The organism is Providencia sp. PROV032, assembly GCF_028484875.1.
In the GTDB taxonomy this organism is placed as follows: Bacteria; Pseudomonadota; Gammaproteobacteria; order Enterobacterales; family Enterobacteriaceae; genus Providencia; species Providencia rettgeri_E.
The window spans coordinates 236,610-256,647 of record NZ_JAMPSX010000006.1; the positions used below are offsets into that span (position 1 = coordinate 236,610).

At 39.8% G+C, this 20,038-nt stretch carries 16 protein-coding genes; 6 read left to right on the plus strand and 10 right to left on the minus strand.

Going from position 1 to position 20,038, the window contains the following annotated elements:
* Window positions 1–13: 13 nt before the first annotated feature.
* The 4 genes from PSF42_RS07500 to PSF42_RS07515 all read left to right on the plus strand — a co-directional run bounded on the left by PSF42_RS07500 (window position 14) and on the right by PSF42_RS07515 (window position 2,957).
* Window positions 14–745 (plus strand): fimbria/pilus periplasmic chaperone, encoded by a 732-nt coding sequence (locus tag PSF42_RS07500; protein ID WP_125891038.1) that lies wholly within the window; start codon window positions 14–16, stop codon window positions 743–745.
* Window positions 746–790: 45 nt separating this feature from the next.
* Window positions 791–1,414 carry a fimbrial protein gene (locus tag PSF42_RS07505; RefSeq protein ID WP_248468360.1) on the plus strand — a complete coding sequence of 208 codons (624 nt, stop codon included), beginning with the start codon at window positions 791–793 and terminating at the stop codon, window positions 1,412–1,414.
* A 50-nt stretch (window positions 1,415–1,464) separates the two neighbouring features.
* The gene (locus PSF42_RS07510; protein WP_272679745.1) at window positions 1,465–2,364 is read left to right on the plus strand and encodes a hypothetical protein; all 900 of its coding nucleotides are present in this window, start codon (window positions 1,465–1,467) and stop codon (window positions 2,362–2,364) included.
* A gap of 155 nt (window positions 2,365–2,519) precedes the next feature.
* Entirely contained in the window at window positions 2,520–2,957 is a 438-nt protein-coding gene (locus PSF42_RS07515) for a fimbrial protein (RefSeq protein WP_248468358.1), read from the plus strand.
* A 217-nt stretch (window positions 2,958–3,174) separates the two neighbouring features.
* On the opposite strand, the gene PSF42_RS07520 is transcribed toward PSF42_RS07515, so the two are convergent.
* Window positions 3,175–4,788 carry a GMC family oxidoreductase gene (locus tag PSF42_RS07520; protein WP_272679746.1) on the minus strand — a complete coding sequence of 538 codons (1,614 nt, stop codon included), beginning with the start codon at window positions 4,786–4,788 and terminating at the stop codon, window positions 3,175–3,177.
* A gap of 362 nt (window positions 4,789–5,150) precedes the next feature.
* Here PSF42_RS07520 and PSF42_RS07525 point away from each other — a divergent pair, with 362 nt between their 5' ends.
* Entirely contained in the window at window positions 5,151–6,359 is a 1,209-nt protein-coding gene (locus PSF42_RS07525; protein WP_213912811.1) for a calcium:proton antiporter, read from the plus strand.
* A gap of 69 nt (window positions 6,360–6,428) precedes the next feature.
* Here PSF42_RS07525 and PSF42_RS07530 read toward each other — a convergent pair whose 3' ends face one another.
* On the minus strand, window positions 6,429–7,322 hold the full coding sequence (locus tag PSF42_RS07530) for a LysR family transcriptional regulator (RefSeq protein WP_272679747.1): 894 nt from the start codon (window positions 7,320–7,322) through the stop codon (window positions 6,429–6,431).
* Window positions 7,323–7,446: 124 nt separating this feature from the next.
* Between PSF42_RS07530 and PSF42_RS07535 the strand changes: the two genes are divergently transcribed.
* A complete protein-coding gene (locus PSF42_RS07535; protein ID WP_272679758.1) occupies window positions 7,447–9,096 on the plus strand; it encodes an alpha-keto acid decarboxylase family protein in 1,650 nt (549 codons plus the stop codon).
* 38 nt (window positions 9,097–9,134) lie between these two features.
* Here the strand turns inward: PSF42_RS07535 and PSF42_RS07540 are convergent, their stop codons facing one another.
* The 8 genes from PSF42_RS07540 to PSF42_RS07575 all read right to left on the minus strand — a co-directional run bounded on the left by PSF42_RS07540 (window position 9,135) and on the right by PSF42_RS07575 (window position 19,792).
* Complete coding sequence (locus PSF42_RS07540) at window positions 9,135–10,115, minus strand: Gfo/Idh/MocA family protein (RefSeq protein WP_125891031.1); 981 nt, start codon at window positions 10,113–10,115, stop codon at window positions 9,135–9,137.
* Between the two features lie 77 nt (window positions 10,116–10,192).
* A complete protein-coding gene (locus tag PSF42_RS07545) occupies window positions 10,193–11,332 on the minus strand; it encodes an ABC transporter substrate-binding protein (RefSeq protein ID WP_440590190.1) in 1,140 nt (379 codons plus the stop codon).
* Window positions 11,333–11,356: 24 nt separating this feature from the next.
* The gene (locus PSF42_RS07550) at window positions 11,357–13,480 is read right to left on the minus strand and encodes a TonB-dependent receptor family protein (protein ID WP_272679748.1); all 2,124 of its coding nucleotides are present in this window, start codon (window positions 13,478–13,480) and stop codon (window positions 11,357–11,359) included.
* A gap of 234 nt (window positions 13,481–13,714) precedes the next feature.
* Window positions 13,715–14,569, minus strand: coding sequence for a dimethyl sulfoxide reductase anchor subunit family protein (locus PSF42_RS07555; protein WP_140170531.1), 855 nt, complete (start codon window positions 14,567–14,569; stop codon window positions 13,715–13,717).
* A gap of 11 nt (window positions 14,570–14,580) precedes the next feature.
* Complete coding sequence (locus PSF42_RS07560) at window positions 14,581–15,123, minus strand: DMSO/selenate family reductase complex B subunit (protein ID WP_125891027.1); 543 nt, start codon at window positions 15,121–15,123, stop codon at window positions 14,581–14,583.
* A gap of 13 nt (window positions 15,124–15,136) precedes the next feature.
* Window positions 15,137–17,719, minus strand: coding sequence for a molybdopterin-dependent oxidoreductase (locus tag PSF42_RS07565; RefSeq protein ID WP_272679749.1), 2,583 nt, complete (start codon window positions 17,717–17,719; stop codon window positions 15,137–15,139).
* A gap of 29 nt (window positions 17,720–17,748) precedes the next feature.
* Window positions 17,749–18,438: a TorD/DmsD family molecular chaperone gene (locus tag PSF42_RS07570; protein WP_125891025.1), complete on the minus strand. Its 690-nt coding sequence runs from the start codon at window positions 18,436–18,438 to the stop codon at window positions 17,749–17,751.
* Window positions 18,428–19,792: a radical SAM protein gene (locus tag PSF42_RS07575; RefSeq protein WP_272679750.1), complete on the minus strand. Its 1,365-nt coding sequence runs from the start codon at window positions 19,790–19,792 to the stop codon at window positions 18,428–18,430. The genes PSF42_RS07570 and PSF42_RS07575 overlap by 11 nt, the downstream gene beginning before the upstream one ends.
* Between the last annotated feature and the right edge of the window lie 246 nt (window positions 19,793–20,038).

Genomic DNA, 20,038 nt, shown 5'->3' on the forward strand with positions numbered 1-20,038 from the left:
AGGTAATAACAAAATGAGTATCAAAAAAACATTAATGAGTCTTTTTTTAGGATCTTTAACCCTAAGTGGTTTTTCAGAGGCTGCGGTATCATTAGATAGAACACGAATTATCTTTGATGGGGAGAACAAATCTATCTCTTTAAATATTAACAATAACAATAAGCAACTTCCTTATCTTGCTCAAGGCTGGATTGAAAATGAAGAAAGTAAAAAAATAACATCGCCATTAATTGTATTACCACCCGTTCAGCGATTAGAACCAGGAAAATCCAGTCAAATGAAAATTGAAGCTCTACCTGATATAAAAAACTTACCTCAGGACAGAGAGTCTTTATTCTATTTTAATATGCGTGAGATCCCACCTAAGAGTGATAAACCAAACACTTTACAGATTGCATTACAAACAAAAATAAAGTTATTTTATCGCCCTGAAGCAATTGCACCTCAGCAAAATAGTGCACCTTGGCAAGAAAAATTGCTACTTGAAAAAAAAGGGAACCTAGTTTTTATTAAAAACCCAACACCTTATTATGTCACAATAATTAATGCGGGGGCTCACGAAAATACAAATGCAAAAGAATTTAATCCAATTATGATTGCTCCTTTTAGTGAAAACAATATTGGAATGACGAAAGAGCAACTAGGTAATACCCCCGTAATTACTTATATTAATGATTATGGTGGTCGACCAAAATTAACCTTTGATTGTAAAAATACAATCTGTACTGTTATTAACAAAAATTAATTAAGTTAACAGTAAAAGAATGTAAAGCTAAATGAGGACATATTTATGAGTTCAAAGATATACCACTGGATACGTTCCAAACATATAGTTATTTCACTTTGCTTAACTACAATATTGCCGGCAACCGCTGGCAATAATAATCTGTTTAGGCCTACAGATGGTTGGGAAGTTGATGGTCAGCACGGGGTCATCCATGTTTCAGGCTCGTTGACTGAAAACCCATGCGAATTAGCGATGAAATCTAGTAATCAATCAATTTCGCTAGGAAATATATCATTCAGTGAATTAAATTCCTCTGAGCAAGTGATGCAGCCTATTCCATTCCAAATTGAGTTGTTAAATTGCCTGCAAGTTCAAACCGAACTTCAAAATTTCCAAACTGGAAAAACGGTATGGAGTAGCACACAGCCTGCTGTCAAAATAAAGTTTTTAGCGGTAAGTGAACCTGAGCATTCCAATATTATTCGAGTCAACGGGGCATACGGCTTTGGGTTGCAAATAGCAAATTCAACAGGGAAAATATTACCAATAGGTAAAGAAAGCAACCCTACGTTAATCGCATCGGGCCAAAATAGCCTAATTTATTATGTCTCAGCGATAAGAACGTCCGGCCCACTCATACCTGGTGCTTTTTCTGCTTTAATTGCTTTTGAAATGCTATATGATTAACGTCATAGCATCGCAATAATAATTTATAAAAATTGATAGGTAATAGCGTAATGCTAAAAAATAAAAACATTTATCTTATAAAAATATTGATGCTCGTTTTACTATTCATAATTAATAGTAAAGCTAATGCAAGCCCATTAAATCCTAATAGTATATATACAACAAGTATAAAGCATCCTCTAATTAATGATGCATATTATACTATACCAAGAACGTTAGGCCCTTATTTTTTATATATTCCAGATGATATCAAAAACAGCACAAATACTGAGTGTAATATTACAGTTATTGCAACCGGTCGCTCATCAACAGGCTCTATACGCATGATGTCAACACCAGATATTTCTCTACTATCTGGATTTAGTAGTATATATAATTTAGGTGTAGTTAAATACTATTCAGTTACACGAAACACACCTAAACACTGTAACGAAGTACTCCCTGACTTTGGCGTTAAGTTTGGACAGTTTAATGTTAGATATATAAACATGTTTGATGACCATGCATCTGCAACAGGTTATGCAGATATCTGTATACAAATAATTGTGAATGACAAAACTGTAGGAACAACCTGTTCAGTTAATGTCCCTGAAATCCCAGTATTACCTTCTTGCAATGTATCTGTGCCATTGACGATATCTCATGGCAATGTTAATTCAAATAATATAAATGGAAATATAGCAAAAATTGACGGAAATATATCGTGCACTGGTGATATGAGTGCCACATTCCAATTTTTACCTGAAAATAAAATTGATTTATTAGATGGTGTAAAAAGCCAATTAGATGTATGTGTCTCAGGAAAATGTATGTCAAATAATTTAGTTCAAGCCGATATTAAAAAAAATATAAATTTAACTTTTTCCGTTAGTTCAACGTTATCTTCATTAGGAAGTCCTGAGCCTGGTTCGAGGGTAGGGAATGCTATTTTGTCTGTTATAATTAATTAATAAAATTAAATTTAAGTACTTAAGATAGTTTATTTGATTTATCAACTGGAGTATAAATCATTATGATATTTTTAACTAAAATAATAAAAAAAAGATTGCTTTTACTCGTTGTAGTTCCCAGTAATATACTAATTTTTTTATTTAGTAGCTTTTGCATGGCAGAAACCTATACATTAACAATTAAAGTAAATGTTATTGAAAGCACTTGTGATGTATATGGTGAGAATGGCCCAGGGCAACCTATTGAAGTCTCATTTGGTGAAATAAATCTAAATAAGTTCACCAGTGAACGCTATACAAAAAATATTGACTATCGTTTAGATTGCGGAAGTAAATCATCCAGCAACCCAAATCTTAAATTAAAGTTTGAAAGCTCTAGTGCAGGCTTTAATACTGATTTAGTTGAAACATCCAACCCTAATTTAGGTCTAAAAATTCAAGCAGATAATACACTTTTATTACCTAATGAATACCGTAATTTCACTTATCAAACACAACCAGTATTAACTGCAACCCCAGTATTTCATGAAGGAAAAGAAATTGAACTCGGTTTATTTACCGCTTCTGGAATATTGAAAGTGGAATATCAGTAGCTTTATTTATTTTCAAGTAATTAGTACGATCGAACTTTTATCGTGAAAATAAGGCTGTTCTACATTATAAATTAATAAAATAAAAATAGTGGTTTAATGTGCATACCACAACTTAACATTAGCTTGGTCTAAGTACCGTAAGATTATTGAAACAGCATAAAACTCAGGCGCTTGCCTTGGTTTTATGCTGCTTTTCCTATGTTGCCCCATCACAAGGCTAATTTGCGTTTCTATCTTCTATAATCATCGCTGCTGCGCGTTCTGCAATCATGATCGTTGGCGCATTGGTGTTTCCACTTGGAATTTCAGGCATCACTGAACAGTCCACGACACGTAAATTTTCAATACCATGTACACGTAACCGCAAATCAGTCACTGATGTTGTGGTATCCATTCCCATACGACAAGTTCCCACTGGATGATAAACCGTTTTACAAAAATTTCGGACAAACTCTTCAAGTTGAGCTTCATCATAGCGGACGGAAGCCGGTGGCATTAGAACCTCTTTGCTTACCGCTTGTAATGAAGGACAATCCAAAATTTCCAAACCAAATTTAACTGCGCGCTTGCAGCCTTCCATATCTTCAGCTGATGCAAGATAATTAGCGTGAATTTTTAGCGGTGCTTGTGGGTCTGTGCTACGTAATAAAATTTCACCACGAGACTTAGGTTGTAAGTACCCGACCTTTAAAGAAAAACCATGGGCAGCCGGCAGGGGCTCACCGGGAACATCATCCCAACTATCTAAAATAGGTAAAAAGTGAATTTGTACATCAGGGCGACCTTGGTTGCAGCTATCTTTAAATGCCGCACCTTCTAGAACGTTAGATGCGAGTAATCCACTGCGAAATGCCATCCACTCTACCCCATGTTTAATTGCATTTAAGCCTTGGTCCGCGCCGAATAAACTTATTGGTTGTTTAGTGGTGACGTTTATCGACATATGTAGGTGGTCATGAAAATTTTCACCCACAGGTAAATTCGCAAGAGTCTCGATCCCCAGTGAAGACAGGTGTTCTTCTGGCCCGACCCCTGACAACATCAATAATTTTGCAGAGCCCATCGCACCAGAACAAACCAATACTTCGCAACTGGCGAATGCCTCAACTTCATGGCCATTTTTTCCTTGATAGGCAACACCAATCGCGCGGCCATCACGAATGATAATACGGTTCACCTGAGTACTGAGTTTTAATGTTAATCTGTCACTCTTTTCCACTGATTTTAAATAGGTTTTCGACGTACTGGCTCTTTCTCCATTATGCGTTGTGGTTTGGTAAAAGCTTGTTCCTTGCTGGCTTTCTCCGTTAAGATCATTGACATAAGAAAGACCATGCTCTTGTGCCGCTCGAATAAATGCCATTGATAATGGATGCCGGTATCTGTTTTCACTAACGGGAAGCGGGCCTTCAGTCCCATGATATTCCCCTGTTAGGCTTTCATTATTCTCTGCTTTCTTAAACCACGGCAATACATCCGCATATCCCCAACCTTCACAACCATAATTTAGTGCCCAATTATCATAATCTTGTTTTTGGCCTCGGATATAGATCATTCCATTGACAGAGCTGCTTCCCCCCAGCACTTTCCCTTGGGCAATTTGCATTTTACGGTTATTAGCGTGAGGCTCTGGCTCAGTTTCATAAGGCCAGCTTTTTTGGGCGATAATTTTAGCAACGCCCGCAGGCATACGAATAAACAAATGGTTATCGCTACCACCCGCTTCAATAAGTAATACGCTAGATTGCGTTTCTTGAATCAACCGAGCAGCTAGAACACAACCAGCCGAACCCGCACCGACAATAATATAATCATATTTTACTGCGCTCATTTATCACCCCGCCAAATAAAACAAACAATTTATTTTCATTTATTTAACAATAGCGCTTTTAATTTATTAATGTATGAATAATATTCTTCATATGTGATTCAAATCAAAAATAATTTCTTATGTAATTATTTTAAAATCTTAATTCATACTGTTTATTAAAGAAAATTTCCAATCAAAACCAATATAAAAGTCCCACCCACACTTCATTAACAAATGAATATTTATTACTCTTAAGCAAGCGAGAGTTGCAAGATAATAGATGAATGCTATAGTAACCGCTAATTTACACTCTATCGGCTTGAGGACGACCTCAAGTACGTATCAGCAACAGGGACGGCCCTTTCTTCTTAAGGAAAAATATTATGGGGCACTTCCGCTTCAATAATCCGCTCATCCCATTAACGACCTGGGCTCGGTTAATTGGTTCTTGGTTAGTCGTCATTTTCTTTATCTTAAGTGGCGAAACATTTCTTGATGACAGCCTTTCTACATTGAGCGCAACTTGGTTTTTTCTACTGCTGTTCATCACAATACTAACCGCCTCCTTCGGTGTCGTTAAAGAAGCCGACCATCTTGCTGAACAATTGGGTGAACCCTACGGAACACTGATCCTGACTTTATCGATCGTCTTGATTGAAGTCATTCTTATTGCATCAGTCCTACTAGGGCCGGGGGATTTTCCAACCATTGGGCGTGATTCAATATTCGCCGTGATGATGATTATCATGAATCTCGTCGTAGGTATTTGCTTACTCGCGGGCTCAGCTAGAAATGGTGAACAAGAATATAACGCGCAAGGTGCGAACAGTTATCTTTCAATGATCGTCTTACTGACAGGTTTAGCGTTAGTACTACCCAATTACACCTCTAGCCAAGGGGAATATTCCTATACGCAAGCCATTGGTATTTCAGGGATAACTATCCTCATCTATGGTGCTTTTTTGTGGATGCAGATGCGAGGCCACCGCCGGTTTTTTATTCAGCCTCCTAAAGGATTGATGAATATCCCAGAACAATTCATTTCGGTTAACCATGTTTCAGCAGGCAATGTATTAGTAGACAATATGTTAGCGGACAATAATATCGAAAAGAAAAATAACCACTCTGAGTCAAACAAAAAAGCCATTATCATTCGCTCTTGTGTGTTAGTTGGGCTGATACTCCCTATCGTGTTACTTGCACATTACTTAGCTATCGTCACTGATTACGGAATTGAAGCCTTAGGAGCACCTTCTGCAGTCGGTGGTGTCCTGATCGCAATTATCGTATTTACACCTGAATCAATCACAGCGGTAAAAGCAGCGATGAATAATGAAATGCAACGAGCGATAAACCTTTGCCACGGCGCTTTTGTCTCAACGGTAGGTTTAACTGTGCCAGCAGTATTAATTATCGGCATAATTACTGGTAAGCAAGTCATTATGGGTATTTCTAACGCAGAAATTGTTTTATTCGCAATTACAATGCTGCTTACTCTGTTTTCATTTAATGGCCAGAAGACATCACCTATCCAAGGTTGGATGCACCTTGCTACCTTTGCTATATTTGGGCTTATCCTATTTTATCCGTGATGATAAATCAAAAAGTGAAGGCTTCATAAGAAAATACCCGATTAGTATGAAATCTTATGTAAGCCTCACTCACATATCCCTTATTCTTAACATTTCTAAAGCCAAATCATGCCATGCTTGTGCACGACGGCTTTGCTGATGGCTTTTTACTGTTGCTAAAGCAATGTCGTAAGTCAATATTGGCTCAATAACTGGGATCACGGATAAGCCCATTGAACTGGTATTTTTCCACATACTATCTGGCAGTAGCGTTACCCCTACCCCCGCTCTTACCATAGCGGTCACCAAATCTAAATGGCTACTGCGCCCAGAAATAGTGGGTTTTTTACCATAAATACCACAAGCACTGACAACAAGTTCATTAATTAGAAAATCATCAGAAAAGAAAATAAAAGGCTCATCGACTATCTCACTAAATTTAACAAATTCACGTATTGATAGTGGATGTTGGTTGCTGACCAATAGCATTAATCTGTCCGTTGAAAAGGGGTGTACTTCAAAACAGTCATCAGCAAAGGGCAACATAACAGCGGCAGTTTCAACTTCGCCATTCAACATCGCCTCGCGCATTTTTCGCGTTCCTAACTCAAGGATTTTCAACTCTACCTGCGGATAACGTTGGCTAAACGCCATAATAATGTCAGCAAAATAAGTCGACGCGATGACCGGAGGTAACCCCACAGGCAGTACCCCAGATATAGGACCCGACCTTTCCAGTAACGCTTTCTTCATATTCCCAAATTGAGAAAGGATTTGCTTTGCATGAGCCAATAAAATATCCCCCTCCTCTGTTAACTTAACGCCATCAACTTCTCTAGTCAGTAACGTATAGCCAAGTTCATCTTCTAATTTTTTAATACTGCGGCTAATCGCTGGTTGCGTTACAAATAAACTCTCTGCCGCACGACTAAATCCATTAAGTTGTACGACTTCAACAAAATAACGTAATGAACGAATATCCATTCTGCCCCCTATGATTTTTAGTTATAGATAGAATGAGTTTAAGTGATTTCCCTTAACACACAATAAACGATAAAAATAATTCAAATTAGAATTATTAGCTAGGTAATTATTGGAGATCAGCATGATGAACAAGACAGTTATTGAATACGTATTAGATAAACTTTATCAAATTGGTATTCACGATATTTTTGGTGTTGCTGGTGACTACGCATTCCCTATCGAAGATAGCGTGTGTGAAAATGAAAATATGCGCTGGATTGGTAACTGTAACGAACTTAATGCGTCTTATGCTGCAGATGGTTATGCCCGCGTGAAAGGTGCCGCAGCATTATCAACGACTTTTGGTGTTGGCGAACTCAGTGCTTTAAATGGGATTGCAGGCGCTTATGCAGAACACCTCCCTATTTTTCATCTTGTTGGTATGCCAGCAAGCGGAGTTCAAAAAAAACACCGTTTAGTTCACCACACCCTAGGAAATGGTGATTTCGATGTTTTTTACCAAATGAGCCAACATTTAAGCTGTGCACACGCTATTTTAACCCCCGAAAACTGTATTGCGGAGACAGAACGTTTAATTACGACCGCTTTACAAGAATCCCGACCTGTTTATTTAGGTTTCCCTTCTGACTACGCGGTTATGCCTATTAAAATAGATGAAACACATGAAACCATCACTATAAATAAAAGTCATAGCGGGTCATTATCAGCTGCCGTTACAGCTATTGTCGAAAAGCTCACATCAAGTAAAAAAGCCTGTATTATTCCTGGAATTTTAACGGCACGCTTGGGGTTATCCACTGATGTTCAAACTATTATTCAAAAAACCGGCCTACCCTATGCCACCATGTTTATGGATAAAGGGGTAGTAAGCGAATCTAATCCTCAATATATGGGGATCTATAACGGAAAACTGATGAACCCAGAGGTTAGGGAGTATGTCGAAAGCTGTGACTGCGTCATGGGTATTGGTGCGGTATTAACAGACTTCAACTCCGGCAGCTTCACCGCAGAAATTAACCCTGAAAACTGCATTAACATTCTTTCTGACCATGTGAAAGTGGATTCCGCTATCTACCCAAATGTATTGATGAAAGATATATTGCATAAATTAAAAGAACTTGCCCCCTCACTGAACCATCTTGGGATCAAAGCTCAAGGATTAGGCGCCCCTCAACAAGGTGAAAATGGCCAAATTACCGCCTCATATTTGTACCCTCGCCTCGAAAAAATGTTCCGTAAGGATGATATAATTGTCGCAGAAACAGGGACTGCCTCCATGGGATTAGGTTTTGCTTTATTACCTGAAAATGCACAATTTTATAACCAAACATTGTGGGGTTCTATCGGTTGGGCAACTCCTGCGGCATTTGGTGCGGCAATAGCAGCGCCACAGAAACGCGTTATTTTAGTGACTGGGGAAGGCTCACACCAACTCACAGCCCAAGAGATTAGCCAATTTGCCCGCTTTGGCTTAAAACCCATTATTTTTGTCCTGAATAATGATGGCTATTTAATTGAACGGCTTCTATGCAAAAACCCTGAGGCCTATTATAACGATTTACCTCAATGGAATTATGCCCAACTCCCTACAGCATTAGGTTGCAAAGATTGGTATTGCCAGCGTGTTACCCATTGCGATGAGTTAGACGATGCGATTAAACAGGCAGAACTATCGAGCCATGCGGCCTATATTGAGGTTGTTATGGACAGATATGCGGCATCTGAGCTTGCTGAAAAACTGGGAAAATCAATCGCATCATTATATTCATTCTAAATTGACAACTTATGGCAGCCATCACGCTGCCACTGTTTTTATGACCCAAATACCAGCCCTACATCGTCTCGTGATTGATGCAATATTTTTGAGACAACCAATGCTAATTCAAGCAATTCATCACATTGAGTACGGTTTTTACTGGCAATCTGTTCACGGAAGAATGCGAACTCGTAAACCATATGGTTGATTGTTGCATCCCGAGATACGTTGGATATTTCTCCATCAATACAAACTTCTACTGATTGGCAAAGGCTTGGTGCCCCCGTGATACGGATGTGCCCTTTAGTACCTTGAATAATAAAGTAACCGGGGCTCGCGGAATCTTTCGCTCCCACACACGATGCAACGGAACCCCCAAAATGGGCCGTTAATACACCTGATGTATCAATTCCATTAAACCCTTTATTACAGATATAGTCGCTACTATCGGGTGTTCCCATCAAGGCCGATAACAAATAAATATTATAAAGATTAATGTCATAGAGTGCGCCACCAGCTTGCTGTGGGTCAAAGGCAGCATGAACTCTTCCTTGTAAATAGTCATTGTATCGACTCGAATATTGTGAGTAATTTCCGTGGATCACTTTGATGTCACCGATTTTACCAATATGTTGTCTGATAAAATGAAACTCAGGGGTATGAATCGACGTAATAGCTTCGAACAAAAAAAGCCCCCTAGTCTGTGAAATGGAAATTAGCGCCTGCAACTGTTGCCAATTCGGTGTAAACGGTTTTTCGCATACCACATGTTTGTCAGCCATTAGTGCATCAAAGGTATACTGATAGTGCAAATGATTTGGCAAACCAATGTATATCACCTCCACATCCGGGTCTTGTAACAATTCTTGGTAGTCAGTATACAACTTTGCTATACCAAATTGTTGGCAAATAACCTGCCCCTTTTCAATACTTTCCGCCCGAACACACAATGCGACTAGTTCTATCCCCTGCACCTGTATTAAGGCATCAAGAGCAGACATGATTATTTTCCCAGAACCGACCAGCGCGAGTTTCATCTCTGTTATCCATTAAGAAAAGTGAATTTCATTCTGCCATAAGGCTCATTATTAAAGCGAGCTAAATGGTAAAACACTTATTCCGCTTGAACCCAAAACACGCCATCACCGTCTAAGGCCGTAAACGTTTTGTGTAAATAATCGCTATCTGCTTGCGGGTTAAGGTCTGCAAACAATTCTGGGTGGATAAACTTTGCAATCGCTTCCACCGCAATAATATTGAATGGCGTATCATAATATTGCTGATAGAGCGCTAATACTTGCTTGTTTTTGAAAGCAGATAATGAACGAAATTTAGGACGTTCCATTAGCTTATTCAAACGAGCTAAAGACTTTTGTTTATCCCCCGTATAACCTAAGGGTACAGATGCGCTACCTTTGCGAGTGTTATCCCAATCTGCTGCCGTCATTAAATAGTAGTCTGGATTGCTGTGGATCAGTTGTTCTTCACTGATTTCCCCACCCATTCCAATACTGAACCATTGTGAGCCAAGGTTATTACCCCCTGCAGTTTCAACAAACTCACCGAAATTACCATTACCGAACGTTTTACAACAATAATCTTCCCCTTGGATACCTGCAGCACGTTCAATAAAGACGCTTGGACGTTGTTCTTTGCTAAGTTTAGCCACTCTTGAACGGATTAAATCTAATTTTTGTTGGTAAAATTGATTAAATGCTTGCGCTTGTTGTTCCTCACCAAATACTTGGCCAAGTAATGTCATACTCGGCATAGTATTTTTCAGTGGGTATTGCCTAAAGTCGATAAAAACAACGGGTAAGCCACTTTTTTCCAATAATGATAAAGTGCCACTTTCTGTGAGTTTACTCTTTAAGCCAATATCAAAAATGAGTAAATCTGGCTGTGCAACCAACGCTTTCTCAACGCTAAAGTCCGTTGTATACGGGTTTTGGAAAACAGGAATCTTACTTAATTCTGGGAATTTTTTGCTATAAGCCACACTCAGGTCAGGCGCTTTTTTTATTAGCGCATCATCCCAAGCAATAATCCCTTTTAGTGGATCTTGTGGATGTAATATATTCAGCGCAACCAAGACACGGCTATCTGCCAGCATCACTCGAGATACCGGCACATTGACGGTTACGTCCCTACCCGCAATATCCTTCACCGTGATAGGTGCAGATAAGCTACTAGCCGAAAATAGTAGGCTCACCGCACTAAAAATAAGCACGAATTTTTCGATAAACCTTCTCATTATCATTGTTCTGCCTTGTATTGATTAAAATTTTACGGATGCTTGAACATAGTAAGTTCTTGGCTGCCCCACGTAGATACCATAATTATTATCTGTAGAACGGGTAAAATAGGTTTGATCAAAAAGATTTTTAATGCCAGCAGATAGCGTTAAATCAGACAAACTTTTGCCAAAATGGTACTCGCCTCGTGCATTCCACACCATGTAGCCAGGGATTGTTCCATATCGACCATCTGCGCTGGGTTTTGTAACATAGTGGCTTGATGTTCCAGGCGATTCTTGGGTAGATTGCGCATAAGTATTTAAGTTCCATACCCAATTACCATTTTCATAACGGCTACCTGCGGTAAAGACTTGCCGTGAATAAAACGGTAAATCCTTATGAGCGAAATCACCTTTTTTACTTACCGCTTTAGTGTAGGTATAAGTACTGTACACGCTAACACCCTCCAATTTATCGCTCAGCTCAGACAAGTTATATCTTGCTGCCAACTCCACACCTTGATGAGTTGTGGCGCCTAGATTTGTCCAACCTGTTGTATTTTCAACGTAAAGTAATTGGTCATCGAAATCGATATAGAATAATGTCGCTTCAAGAGATAGCGCAGTATTATCGTATTTAGTCCCTACTTCATAGTTATGTGCTTTTTCTGCACTTAACCCATTTGCGGGTGAATTCCCTACCCCTTTAGTGTTCAACTGAAAATACTGCAAACTGCCAAACGACGTACTGGCATTGGCAAACAGTTTCCATTCATCATCAATATGATAGATCACTGCCAGTGCAGGAAGGGGTTCGCTATATCGCTTACTTCTGTTTTGGTTTTTAAAACTGTCATTTAAATGAATATTAATGTTCTCATAGCGGATCCCTGGGATCACAGTCCAGTTACCAACATCAATGGTATCATCAAGATAAATAGCATGGGCTTCTGTTCCACCCGATGTGTGTTGGTAATAATCATTAGTACTCGGCCGCGAACTTTGAGTGCCAGCTTGGTACCAATTTGAGCGGTAAGCTTTTTCGTCTGCGGTTTCATTTAAATAACGGTATCCCACTGTTATTTCATGTGAAATATCATTAAAACGGAATAATTGTGAATAACTCGGTTCAATTGCATACGCTGTATAGTGACGAGGGTAAGAAACTAGCCGTCTTTCATTCGCTTTATCTTTATGGTCACTTTCTATGTAACTACCCCGATAACTTTTACTAAACCATGTCATTAACTCAAATTGTTTATCATCTTCTTCATGTTTATATTTCAATGACATATCTTGTCGATTTCCTTCAAAACGGTCATAAGGCCGCGTTGATTGGAATGGGTCAGCATTATATTGCGCTTGAGTTAGCCCCCCAGGCATACCTGACATTGCATGATAATAATGAAAATTCGCCAGTAACTCGTCGTTATCTGTTATGGCATAACGTGTTTTTAAAATCAGGTCATCAATATCTGTATTATCATTGCTTTTACGGTAGCCTTGTCCATGTAACCCTGAGTACAGCAATAGCGCTCCCGCTGAATCATCGGCTTTTGAGCCCCCTACAGACGCATCCACCAGCGTCTTTAACCCACCCGTTTTAGCCCCTTGAGTTTGCAATGAAACACCACCAGAAAAGTCTTTAGGGATAGGCTTAGTCACAAAGTTAATGACACCTCCTACGTTTTGAGGCCCATAACGTACAGAAGCCCCTCCACGGATCACATCAATAGATTCAATACTTCCTAGTGATAATGGAGACATAGATAACTGAGGTTGACCATATGGTGCAGCCGCTAAAGGCATACCGTCGAGTAAAATCGTTGAACGTGGTGACAGCCGTGATGTTAACCCGCGAACCCCAACATTCAAGGAAACATCGGACCCGCCTGTCCCGTTACTTTCGCGCACCTGCACACCCGGTATTCCTTTCAATGCGTCGGCAATAGTTTCACTGCCAGATTCTTTGATTTGCTGTTGATTTCTTACTGTCCGAGCACCTGGGTGATTAAATACCACCTCACTATCTTCCGTATTTTCAAGCCAGTTGCCTGTAACTGTAATCTGATCATTTTTTGAATTATCAGCAGCAAATACATGATAAGGCGCTAATGCCGCTGAAATTGCTAATGAAATGAGTAGCTTGCTAGTTTTTAAATTCATAAGAAATAAACAGTAAAAGAGATTAAGAGAGATAATGATAATTATAATCATTACAAATAATCAACTTAATTTACTATTTATTTTGAAATTACATTCGCTTAATCCCTTATTATATAAAGGGTTATTGATTTATTGAGAGTGTAGAAAACTAAAAAACCGAGGGAGATCCCTCGGTTCACATTATTGGTAAACATTATATAATTAGAGGCAAATATCATTTTGTCTCTAAAGGAATTAACCACCTAGAGAGAAAAATACCACTCGGCCAACACCTTCACCCACAAAAATACAGAGCGTTGCAAGTGACATGACGAATGTTGCATTTACAGTGTGTCCCTTTTTTTGACACAGTAAACGGCCCGCAAATACGATACCTAATGCAACAAGTATGACCCTAACAATACTTAAGTTCACTAAGCCATCTGGGAGTTCACGCGGCGTCATTCCCATATAAACAGGCTCTCCTATGTTTCCGAGAAGAGATAACGCGCCCAATAGCATCAGTAAGATCCCAATAACGCCGATACCTAATGCAATTTTAACCACTCGTTTTAATTGCTCTTCTTTACCATCGCGGCGCAAAGAACCTACAAGTAATAATGCGGCTACCACACCACCCAGTAATAATACTGCGCCAAAGAAACTGGCGTAGGTAAATAAACCATTCCATAGGTTAAACAAGGTGTTAGCATATAAGGCTGACATTGCATACATATAGATGATACCAGCTAACGCACTAAGCAACAGCAGCAGCGCATTCGCTTTTTGTTTAAGCAATAATAGAGCAACACTGAAAAATAGTAGCCCCATGTAAATTGCCGTTGCCCACACTTCACGGCTCATCCATGAAGTAGACACATGCAGCATGGTATAAAACATGTGTAACGGGTTACCCATATGAAATAATGAACCTAGCAACCCAACACAACCCAACACAAAACTTGCTAAAATAGGCAGTTTGATAAACTGGACGCTTTGTTGGTTATTTCCGCCTTCAAGCACACGAAAATAGCAGACTAATGAGACGAGCAAGCACCCCACAGAAGCTTGCATAAATAAGGTGAAAATCACCAATGGAAATTCATGCATGATAATTCTCCTTATCCTTTTGTACCGACAACAAGGTTCGGTTTGGTAATACTTGAACTAGGTAACCCTGCGATATCCGCATTTGTGCCATACTTTTTACGTAATTCGCTAATAAGGCCAAACTCAATCGCACGCATAGGGCAAGAATCAACACACATTGGATTTCCGCCTTTTTCACGTAGGTCAATGCAAGTGTCACACTTGGTCATCATACCAATACTGGCATCGAACTGAGGCGCCTCGTATGGACAAGCCCATGTGCAATAACGACAACCAACACATTTATCATGGTCGACTAATACAACCCCATCTTCTTCTCGCTTGTGCATTGCAGTAGTAGGGCAATGGCTGACACATTGCGGGTCATCACAATGGTTACAGGCAATAGACAAGTGCCAAGTCCGAGGACGTGGATACTCCCCCACTTCAATATCATACACACGACGAAAGTTGCGTCCGACCTCAAGGTCATTTTTGTCTTTACATGCAACAACACAGGTTTTACAACCAATGCAAGTGGCAACATTAATATAAAATCCGACTTGTTTATCCATTTCTCATTGCCCCCTAAAATATAATACGCTGTGGAATTGCAGCATCTGGAACTAACTGGTCACCATGCCATTTTTCGATATTACATAGCATCGTATTCCACCCTGATGTACCCAGCCCTGTCGGGACTTGAATGGTTAGCGTATTGTCGGCTCCCGCCATATCTATCCCTGTTTTTTCATCAACATTTGTCCAACTACCGTGTGGTAACGCCACAACACCAGGTTTCATCGTCTGTGTCACCAACGCAGGACGTACAATCTTCCCTTGTGGGCTCGTGATCAGAACAGTTTCACCGTGCTTAATACCTAAACGTTTTGCATCGGAGGCATTGATATAAATTGGGCTTGGCCATTGTTCACGTAGCCAAGGCACATTATCAAGCGTACTGTGAGAGCGGCGTAAGTAGTGTGGATTATAGATTTGGAATGGATAATCCCCTTTTTCCTTCTTCGAGAAATCACTAAAACTTGCCTCATAACCGCTTGCAGACGGAATATATTCAGGAATTGGTGGTAATTTCGTCCAGCCACATTCATCCGCTTTTTCGACTAATGTTTGGCAGTAAATTTCAAATTTTCCACTTGGTGTTGGTCGTGGATTGGCCTGAGGGTCACGAATAAAATCTTCATAGGCAATATAACCATAGTTATCATCAGAGGAGCGCTCTACTTGGTATTTCCCAACAGTAAGGAATTCATTGAGGGTGATCCTGCCTTGCTGCGGCTTACCTGTTACTTGCCATTCATCAATATCCGCTTGGGTAATTGTTATTAGTGGCTCAGTTGTCTTACCATCTTCACCAATAATTGTTGCACCATTAAGTTTATTGAAGAATTGTTGCTTTTCTGAAATAGGAAAAACTTCATCGACATTAATACCAAGACGTTTACCTATTTCTTTGGCGATCCACTGGTCACTTTTTGCTTCATAAAGTGGTGGTGTTACATTCACCGCAGCTATAATAACTTCGCGGTTACTTGGATTTAATATGGTTCCTTCACGTTCCCACTCCGTAGTTACGGGTAAGACGATATCCGAATATTTCGCACAAGTATGTGGAACATAGGCCGCAGTCACAACCAACTCTATATCTTTACGATAAGCTTCAACGCTTTGCGAAATATTGGCTCGTGTCTGTAACGTGGCATTAAAAGGATGAATGATCATTTGAATGTTAGCATTCACATCACCAACACCACGTTGACGGAATTTTTTCTCTAACAACGCACGATTCAGTTCGTTATGGTTAATTTTCAAACTCACTGGGTTTGGCACAGAAGGTAAGCCACTCGCTCCTGCCATAACTAAACGAGTTCCATTGTTCCCCGCAGCATAGTGGCAGCTTACGCCAGTCATACGGCCCGGTCTCCCCATATGGCCAGTCATAAAGCCTAATGTTGAGAATGCTTGTACCCATCCTTCGCCATTATGAATTCGAGCAGGCGCCCAACCAGTAAGCAATGCAACTCGATTGGTACCACCGATTTCACGCGCTAATGTGCGAATGTCGCTAGCTGACAAGCCGCAAATATTAGAGGCCCACTCTGGCGTTTTTGGCTCTCCCGTATAAGTACCTAACAAATAATCTTTGAAGTTCCCTTTTGGATCTGCACCTGCTGGCATATTACTTTCATCAAAACCAACCGTACAACGACGCAGGAAATCCCAATCAATCAATGGGTTGTCAGGATTGTCCATTTCTAATAACGCAGACATGATACCCAGAGCTAAAGCATGGTCAGTACCTGGGTTGATGGGGTACCAATCTGCATCCATTAATTCCGCTGTAGTCGTATAACTTGGGTCAATACTAATAAAGCGCGCTCCCGCTTTTTTCGCTTGATAGTAATTATAGGTTGGGCTGCCTGGGCTACTCCATGCAGGGTTTGCTCCCCACATCACAATTAACTGGGAGTTACGCATATCAAAACGGTCATTGGTACCAAAGGTATAAAACCCTTCAAGTAATCCTAAATGAGCTGGTGTTTCAAACCATGCGCCCCATGAGGTTGTTCCCCAATCGCCAACAAATCCCCCTGCTTTTGCATAAACGCTTTGGATTTCAACACCGTTACCGCCGGTGATCCAAATAGATTCTTGACCATATTTTTCTTTAATACGTTTCGATTCTGATGCCACAATATCTAATGCTTCATCCCAACTGATGCGCACCCATTGGTCTCGTCCTCGTAAGCTTTTATCCCCACCACCGGGAGCCCAGCCTTTACGCTTCATTGGATATTTCAACCGATCCGCGCCAAAGACTTGTTTACGTTGTGAACGTCCACGCAAACAACCTCGTTGTTGTGGGAAATCAGGGGAGTCTGCAACCACATCATCGGTTTTTTGCCTAACAACGACGCCATCAACCACCAATGCTTTATTAACACAGCGACCACCACAGTTGTGCCAACAGGCCACGGGTTTCCATTTTCCTTGAGTGACTGCGTCAGTGGCTTGCACAACCGCTTTTTCTTCCTCTGGTGTTGCCGCATGTAATTGCTTACTCAGCGGTAACGTAGCCATCACTGATGCCGCTGATGTCCATGCTATAAATGAACGGCGACTTAAGGCTATTTTCTGTCTTTCTGACATTGCTTCTACCTCTTCATTTTGTTTTATTATTATAAATTGACTAATTCATTGATTTTTTTAATATCATTACGTAAAAAAAGCTCAAGTAATGAACTTAATTGACGATAAAATACTGTTTCTGCGTGGTTATGCATTGAACGGCAAAATGGCGTTATAAAAGCCAATAAATGGGTATTCAAGAATGTTGCAGACCCGAGTAATAACGCGTTCACTTTGGGCCAATCAACAGGGCCTGTTTCGCTGTCAATAAGTTCAGTAATGCGCAGACTTAAATGCCACATAAAATCTAACTCATAGCCAATATGGTCAGCGGCTTCCATATCACCTTCTGGCAAATAAACGTCATACTGTTCATAAAAAGACTTTACTGCTAACGTACTTTCTTGAAATAGTAGTTTGTCACGAGACACATAAGTCGATTCCCATGGCGATGCTGGCGGGGCTTCTGGGCCTATAAACAAGCGAGTAAAGTCCCAATGCAAATTTTCGAAATCATCGTTGTTAGCTTGTAACTGCCTCGTATTTAAGTCTTTATGCATGTCATTTATCGCGTTTTTCATCGCGGGTAATGCATCATCACAGGGAAATAACAGTAACCCCGAGTCTCTCAAATAATTTAATAGCTCAGGCGTTGGTTCTTCCATAAACAAACGTCGTAGTACGTCATAAGCAAATTGACGTGCATACAGAAAATCTACAATTTGGTCATCATTCGTCATAAATATTTCCCTGCAGGTCTGTCAGTAAAAATTCAGTGGGTGTTGTAAGCTCAATTCGGATTTCTTTAATTAAAGGATTTCCCTGTTCATCGGGTTCAATAATGTGGGAGGTCACTGCGATAGGTAGTTTGCCTAGCGGGGTTAATAAGCCTATTGCCTCAGGATTAAACTGCAAAAATCCATGTAGCAATTCTTGATGATAAGAAACACCAGCGTTTTTCAGTAAAACTGCCACCTTTTCACAATCATCACCAAAGACTTTGGCACTTTTAAAAAAATAATCCCGAGAAGAGAAAAAATAATGCTTTCCTATTATGTGTTCATTGTTTTCAAAAAAAGCATTGCTTTGGTACACCTGCCCAGTATGTTTATTTTCTAAAGAGCAGTAATGCACCCCGAGAGACAATTGATTTTCTAGTGCGAATTTGAGAACTCGAAGGCAAGCTAACTCACTCTGTGCAACAGCTAATCCACCTGCATACCAATAGTTGTAATACACCTCATAAGGTGGATTTTTAAGTTTGAATCCTCGAGATTGATAGGCTTCACTATTTGTTAACGGGAAACAAAACTCTAATAAATTGATACCATCAATTCCAATATCATCAAGCTGAGTAAGCAACTGATACATTTGCTGCTCTGTTCCGGGGATAACAGGCATCTCCACCATGACTGAGGGAAAAATTTCACGCGCTAATGCGATACGGTGTAAAACTTTGGTGATCCGTTCTGTAGGATCATCAATTTTGATACTAAAGCGGATTTCTTGTAGACCTGCTTTCGCTAAAGCTAATGCGGTATTACGGTCTAATGGGTCACCGGCTGTATATAACCGGCTATGAGCCTGAGGTAATTTTTGTTGGACTGCTTGGAAAAATGCGATACTTTCTTGGCGAAAAAGTAGAGGCTCTCCCCCGGTTAGTGCGATATGGGTGAGTGGGTAACCTTGCTCTGCGATTGCGTCAACTTCACCAACAGCATCACGCATTTCCTGTTGAAATTCCTGATAATTCTCTTGGTTTGGGTTAAAACAAAAGTAACAATCACGATGGCATTTCAAGGATAAAAATGTGGTGTGGCTCCCGTCCCCTGTGCGGCATTGCACACAAGCACTTGATAACCAATTACAATGTATACTTTTTCCATTGTTCGCAAAAATTGCGCCTTTACTTTTTATATCTCGTTTGAGTTGCTCAATCTCACGTTGCTGTTCAAAAGGGGCTTCAAAATTGAGGCCATATTCTATGATTGCTTGCTGTGTTTGCTGTTCAATATCTAAATAGCGGATAGCATAACGCTTAAATTTTTGATTATTTACTGTAGATATTGTTCTATCAGTAATAGGATAAATCATAAATTTTCCTTCGATTTATACGAAAATAGTTCCTATTATTCGGTGAATTTTCAATTAAGCTCAGGATGCAAATAATCAACTAATAAACGGGTATGATAGTACCAATGACAATTAGAAATAGGCTTATAAGTGCGTACATTATTATTGATTAAATTGAAAATATTTTTTAAATAAGAAATATTCACATTATTTATTTTAATTTTGTATTATTAACAGTATAAGTAATTAACGTGAAATGATGTTGCG